Genomic DNA, 5,828 nt, shown 5'->3' with positions numbered 1-5,828 from the left:
GCCGAGGACAAGCTGCTGGAGCAGGCCACCGTGCGTGCCCAGGGCGAGGACCTGTCGCCGGAGGAACAGCAGGCGCAGGTGCGCAATCTGTCCAAGATGATTGACGAAGGCACCGCGCCGGACCCGACCAACTTCAGCCAGTTCCAGCCGGTGCTGGACGCGGCAGGCAAGATCAACGCGCTGCGTTTCGTGTTCGCGCCTTACCAGGTGGGGCCGTATTCGGACGGCACGCAGACGGTGGATGTACCGGCGGCGGTGCTGCTGCCGCATGTGGCTGCTGATTACCAGGGGTTGTTCGCACACCCGTAAACCATGGAGGCCAGCGATGGATGCAGGATTGCAACGACGTGTCGAAGCGCTGTTGCAGGAGGCCGGTATCACCCCCGGGGGTGACCAGCCGCAGGACATCGACATCCTTGACCCGCGTTTCCATGCGCGGGTGCTGGCCGACGGCTCGCTCGGTCTGGGCGAGAGTTACATGGAGGGCTGGTGGCAGGCGCATTCGCTGGATGGCCTGCTCACCCATCTGCTCGACGCACGCCTGGACGAGCGCGTGCATGGCGGTGGCGAGGTCTGGGATGCACTCAAGGCCAAGCTGTTCAACCTGCAGAGCGGGCAGGGCAGCTACGAGGTCGGCAAGCGCCACTATGACCTTGGCAACGATCTTTACCGGGCCATGCTCGGCAAGCGCCTGGTCTACAGCTGTGGTTACTGGCGCGACGCCGGCAATCTGGACGACGCGCAGGAAGCCAAGCTGGACCTGATCTGCCGCAAGCTGGGCCTGCAGCCTGGCATGCGTGTGCTCGATATCGGTTGCGGCTGGGGCGAGGCGCTGAAATTCGCCGCCGAGCGCTACGGCGTGCAGGGGGTGGGGGTGACCATCTCGCAGGAGCAGGCGGAGTTCGCGCGCGAACTGTGCGCCGGGCTGCCGGTCGAGATCCGCCTGCAGGACTACCGCGAGCTGCATGAACCGTTCGACGCCATTCTGTCGGTGGGCATGTTCGAGCATGTCGGGGTCAAGAACTACCGCACCTACTTCGAGGTGGCCCGGCGCTGCCTGGCCGAACAGGGCCTGTTCCTTCTGCACAGCATCGGCACCAATATCAGCCGCGATCGCACCGACCCGTGGATCGCAAGGTACATCTTCCCCAACTCCATGCTGCCGTCGGCTGCGCAGATCACCCATGCGATGGAAGGGCTGTTCGTGCTGGAGGACTGGCACAACTTCGGTACCGACTACGACCGCACCCTGCGGGCATGGCGCGAGAACGTGGAGGCGGCATGGGATCAGCTGGATGCACGCTATGACGAGCGCTTCCGGCGCATGTGGCGCTTCTACCTGGCGGGCTCCATGGCCACCTTCCGCACCCGCCACTCGCAGCTGTGGCAACTGGTGCTGTCACCGCGCGGGGTGCGTGGCGGCTATGTGGCGCCACGCTGAACGTAGAACGCTGTAACCCCGAAACTGTTTTATAAGTTTATATTACACATGTGTATTATCTGCCTCATCCTTGGATGAGCCGGATAGGCCATGAGCAGCTTCGACGCGACAGAAACCCGGATTGATGCCACCTGCGCCCGCTGGCCGGGATTCCCGCGCGAGCCCGCGGTGCTGGTGCGCCTGGTCAAAGGGATCTACAAGACGGTCCATGACCGTGCCAATGCGGTGTTGCGCGAGTTCGAGCTCAGCCACGCCGAGTACAACATCCTGATGATGTTGTACGGCACGCCGGATCATCCGCTGACCCCGTCGGAGTTGGCTGAAGCGGCAACCGAGAAGTCGGCCAACATCACCCGGCTGACAGACCAACTGTGCAACAAGGGCCTGTTGGAGCGCATTCCGGACGCCCATGACCGGCGCAAGCTGGGCCTGCACCTGACCGCGAATGGCCTGGCCTGCATCCAGCGGCTGCTGCCCAAGATGGCGGAGCTGTTGGTCATGCAGGTGCAGGGCCTGGATGGGCAAGAGCAGCACCAGCTTGAGCGGCTTCTCAAGAAGATGCTCGATGGCATCGAGGCGAACTGAGTCCAGCATGCCCGCCATCCCATCATCGGTGAGCACGCCGACAGCCACGCCCTGGTACGCGGGAATGCGGGTCTTTCTGAAAGGCGAGGCCGATACCTGGCTGTTCGTGCTGCGTACCACCGTGGCGTTCTTCCTGACCGGCTGGCTGGCGATGCGCCTGCAGCTGCCGCAACCGGGCACGGCGATGATGACCACGGTCATCGTCATGCACCGGCAGAGCGGCATGGTGCTGGCCAAGGCCTTCTACCGCGTGCTGGGCACCTTGGTGGGCGCAGCGGCGGCGTTGTTGATCGTGGCGTTGTTTCCGCAACAGCGTGAGCCCTTCCTGATACTGATGGCGTTGTGGATTGCCGGCTGCACCGCCGGTGCCACCCTGCATCGCAACTTCAAGTCCTATGCCTTCGTGCTGGCCGGTTACACCGCCGCCATCATCGCCTTGCCGGTGATCGCCACCCACCCGGGACAGGTGTTCGACTCGGCGGTCGCGCGTATCAGCGAGGTGCTGCTGGGGCTGCTGGTGACCGCGGTGATCAGCGACACGATCTTCCCGGTGCGGCTGCGCGATACCCTGCGCACGGCAGTCAGCGGCCAATATGAGAATTTCCTCGGCTTCATGCGCGGTGCGCTGCTGGGCGAGATGCCGCGTGAGCAGATGGAGCAGGCCCACCTGCGCGTAGTGCGCGATGCGGTGACACTGGAAGACCTGCGCAGCTCGGTGATCTTCGAAGACCCGGAGGCGCGGGCCCGCAGCGCGCACCTGCAGCGCTTCAACCAGCGCTTCATGGCGGCTTCGACCAGCTTCCAGTCCCTGCATCATCTGATCAACCGTTTGCTGCGCCAGCCTGCGCCCGCGGCAGGGCAGGCCCTGCAGCAGCTGTACCAGCCCCTGGGCCTGGCCCTGCAGGGCAGTGAGCAGGACCCGGCGCAGTTGGCTGAGCGCATCCATGAAGTGCGCCGACAGCTCGGGTCGCGTGCGGCCGGGCTGCGCGGCGGGTTGCAGGGGGCGGCGCAGATTGAGGATTTCGATGTCGGTACGCAGCTGCTGCGCCGTTTCGTGAAGGAGCTGGAGCAATACGTGCATGCGCGGCGTCAGCTGACCGCGCAGGTGGCGCCCACCGAGGACGATGCGCGTGCGCATTTCGTCCGCGGCAATGACTACCTTGGTGCGGCCGTGGCATTTGCCCGTACCGCGATCACAATGTTGTTGCTGGGTGCGCTGTGGGCGGCCAGCGGCTGGGCCATGGCGATCAACGTGATGCTGCTGGCGACGATCTTCTCCGGCCTGTTCGCGACCGTGCCCAATGCCGCGCGGATGACCGGCAAGGTGGGCTGGGGCTATCTGGTCGGTTTGCTGGCGGCCTATGTCTGCAACTTCACCGTGTTGACGCGGATGGAGGGCTATACGCTGCTGGTCGCCGGTCTGCTGCCGTTCTTTCTGGTGGGGCCCTATATGGTCAGCCGGCCGAAGCTGTCGGTGTTCGGGCTGGGTTACACCATGGGCCTGGTGAACATCCTGGCCATTACCAGCGTGCATAGTTTCGACCCGACGCGCTTCTTCAACGAAGGCACCTCGCACATGATCGCGATGGGTGCGGCGGTGCTGAGCTTCGCGCTGATGCCGCCGCTGGTAGGCACGGCCTGGTTGCGACGGCGGCAGATGGCCGGCCTGCGTGCGCAGGTGGGTTTGGCGGCGCAGGCACCGCTGCGTGGCCTGCAGCACCGTTTTGAAAGCAGCAATAGTGACCTGCTGCATCAGATCGTGGCGCACACCGCGCCGGGCAGCGAGGAATCACGTGAGCAGCTGGCCTGGGCATTGGCGGTCAACGAGACCGGCCGTGCGCTGATCCACCTGCGCCAGGATGTTGCCCACGAACCGACATCGACAACGCTGCATCAGGGTGTGGACGCGGTGGTGCGGGCGTTGGCGGACTTCTTCGCACTGCCCGGCAGGGCTGCCTGGCTGCGCGCCGATGCGGCGCTGGCGGCCGCCATCGACGTTGCCCGCGCCCAGGCCGGGGCGGGTGGTGTGGCCGCGCGCGTGCTGCTGCACCTGCGGCTGGTGCGGCTGGCGATGGTGGACGACCGCTCGGTGATGGCGGCCTACAACACGACCGCGGATTCAAACCTGGAAACCGATCCCGATGCCCATTGAAATCGCCTTCGCGGGAACCCTGTTTCCCGGCCTGCTGTTGTTGTTCCTGTTGGTCTGCGCGCTGTTGTGGGCGCTGGACGCGGTCGCCGGCCGGCGTGGCTGGTACCGCCATGTCTGGCATCCGGCCTTGTTCCGTACCGCGATCTTCATCTGTCTGTTTGGTGGCTTCGGCCTGCTGCTGTTCTGAGAACTCTCCATGACCCCCAAAGTCCAATCCCTGCTTCGTTTCTCCCTCACCGCGGTGGTGGTGGTGATTGCCGCCCTGGTCGCGATGGCGATGTGGCGCCACTACATGTATTCCCCCTGGACTCGTGAGGGCCGCCTGCGCGCGGAGGTGGTGCGGGTAGCGCCGGATGTGTCCGGCCCGGTGAGCGCGGTGGCAGTGCGTGACAACCAGTTGGTGAAGCGTGGCGATGTGCTCTACCGGATCGATCCGGCGCGTTATCAGAACGCGTTGAACCAGGCCCGTGGCAATCTGGCGGCGGCGCAGGCCTCGGCACGCGCGGCGGGCGCCAGCATCCAGGTGGCAGCGGCCGGCGCCGCACAACAGAGTGTCAACGCCAGTCGTTACGAGCTGCAATACGAACGCCGCCAGCGCATCACCGGCAGCCTGATTTCGGAAGAAGCACGCACCGATGCGCTCAGCGCCGCGCAGGCCGCACGTGCCGGCGTTGCCCAGGCACAGGCCAGCCGCCAGCAGGCCAGCGCCGCGCAGCAGCAGGCGTTGGCCGCGGTGGAGCAGGCACAGGCAGCATTGGATACGGCCGAATTGAACCTGGAGCGCACCGAAGTGCGTGCGCCGGTGGATGGCTATGTCACCAACCTGGAAGTGCGGCAGGGTGATTACGCTACCGCCGGTGCGGCCAAACTGGCGGTGATCGACACCGACTCGTTCTGGGTCTACGGCTATTTTGAAGAGACCAAGCTCGCCCAGCTGCATGTGGGCGATGGCACGCGCGTGCAGCTGATGAGCGGGCAGGAACTGCATGGACATATCGAGAGCATCTCACACGGTATTACCGATGCGGACAGCCCGACCGGCAGTGATCTGCTGGCCAATGTGAACCCGACCTACAACTGGGTACGGCTGGCGCAGCGGATTCCGGTGCGGATCAAGCTCGATGCTGGCGCGCTCGCAAACGGGGTGGTCCTGGCCAATGGCATGACTGCGACGGTGATTGTGGAGCAGGGGCGATAAGGTTGGGTCGGGTTTGTTCGCTGCTGGCTGTATGAAGTTCGAAGTGGAGCGCCCGAGGCTCGGAGCTAAAAGCTAAAAGCTAAAAGCTAAAAGCTAAAAGCTAAAAGCTAAAAGCTAAAAGCTAAAAGCCCCCTCATCCGCCCTCCGGGCACCTTCTCCCGCTCGCGGGAGAAGGGAATGCAGGCTGCTGCTTGAGCTGAGAGTTGCCGCGCAATGCTGAGTACCGGCAATACGTCAGAGCCTCGTAGCGCCGACGCGCTCACTTCTCCCGCGAGCGGGAGAAGGTGCCCGAAGAGCCCGCCCCCGCGAAGGCGGGGGGCGGATGAGGGCCGCTCTTGATCTGCCTGCACCACGCAAAAGAAAACGCCCGGCAAAGCCGGGCGTTTTCATTCCATCAAGACCAGTAACTACTTACTTGGCAGCAGCACCGGTGGTCAGGCCACGCTTCTCCA

At 64.7% G+C, this 5,828-nt stretch carries 6 protein-coding genes; all 6 read left to right on the top strand.

All coding sequences use genetic code 11. The features are described 5' to 3' along the window. Positions 1-309, top strand: a 309-nt coding sequence (locus B2527_RS19360) for an RsiV family protein (protein ID WP_293717325.1), incomplete at its 5' end; no start/stop codon positions are given. 16 nt (positions 310-325) lie between these two features. Further along, the gene (gene cfa / locus B2527_RS19355) at positions 326-1,441 is read left to right on the top strand and encodes a cyclopropane fatty acyl phospholipid synthase (RefSeq protein ID WP_293717324.1); all 1,116 of its coding nucleotides are present in this window, start codon (positions 326-328) and stop codon (positions 1,439-1,441) included. Positions 1,442-1,531: 90 nt separating this feature from the next. Beyond that, entirely contained in the window at positions 1,532-2,026 is a 495-nt protein-coding gene (locus B2527_RS19350) for a MarR family winged helix-turn-helix transcriptional regulator (protein ID WP_293717323.1), read from the top strand. 64 nt (positions 2,027-2,090) lie between these two features. Then, the gene (locus tag B2527_RS19345; RefSeq protein WP_293717322.1) at positions 2,091-4,178 is read left to right on the top strand and encodes an FUSC family protein; all 2,088 of its coding nucleotides are present in this window, start codon (positions 2,091-2,093) and stop codon (positions 4,176-4,178) included. After that, positions 4,168-4,365: a DUF1656 domain-containing protein gene (locus B2527_RS19340; RefSeq protein WP_293717321.1), complete on the top strand. Its 198-nt coding sequence runs from the start codon at positions 4,168-4,170 to the stop codon at positions 4,363-4,365. Before B2527_RS19345 ends, B2527_RS19340 begins: the two co-directional genes overlap by 11 nt. A gap of 9 nt (positions 4,366-4,374) precedes the next feature. Then, complete coding sequence (locus B2527_RS19335; protein ID WP_293717320.1) at positions 4,375-5,376, top strand: HlyD family secretion protein; 1,002 nt, start codon at positions 4,375-4,377, stop codon at positions 5,374-5,376. The last annotated feature ends 452 nt before the right edge of the window (positions 5,377-5,828 follow it).

Origin of the sequence: Stenotrophomonas sp. UBA7606 (assembly GCF_002477705.1) — a bacterium.
Taxonomy (GTDB): Bacteria; Pseudomonadota; Gammaproteobacteria; order Xanthomonadales; family Xanthomonadaceae; genus Stenotrophomonas.
Note: the sequence above shows the minus strand (reverse complement) of the source record. Positions and strands in the feature narration are given on the sequence as shown.

Excerpts from the sequence above, each read along its gene's own strand:
- cfa (WP_293717324.1), top strand. The coding sequence starts at position 326 with ATGGATGCAGGATTGCAACGACGTGTCGAAGCGCTGTTGCAGGAGGCC.
- B2527_RS19350 (WP_293717323.1), top strand. The coding sequence starts at position 1,532 with ATGAGCAGCTTCGACGCGACAGAAACCCGGATTGATGCCACCTGCGCC.
- B2527_RS19345 (WP_293717322.1), top strand. The coding sequence starts at position 2,091 with ATGCGGGTCTTTCTGAAAGGCGAGGCCGATACCTGGCTGTTCGTGCTG.
- B2527_RS19340 (WP_293717321.1), top strand. The coding sequence starts at position 4,168 with ATGCCCATTGAAATCGCCTTCGCGGGAACCCTGTTTCCCGGCCTGCTG.
- B2527_RS19335 (WP_293717320.1), top strand. The coding sequence starts at position 4,375 with ATGACCCCCAAAGTCCAATCCCTGCTTCGTTTCTCCCTCACCGCGGTG.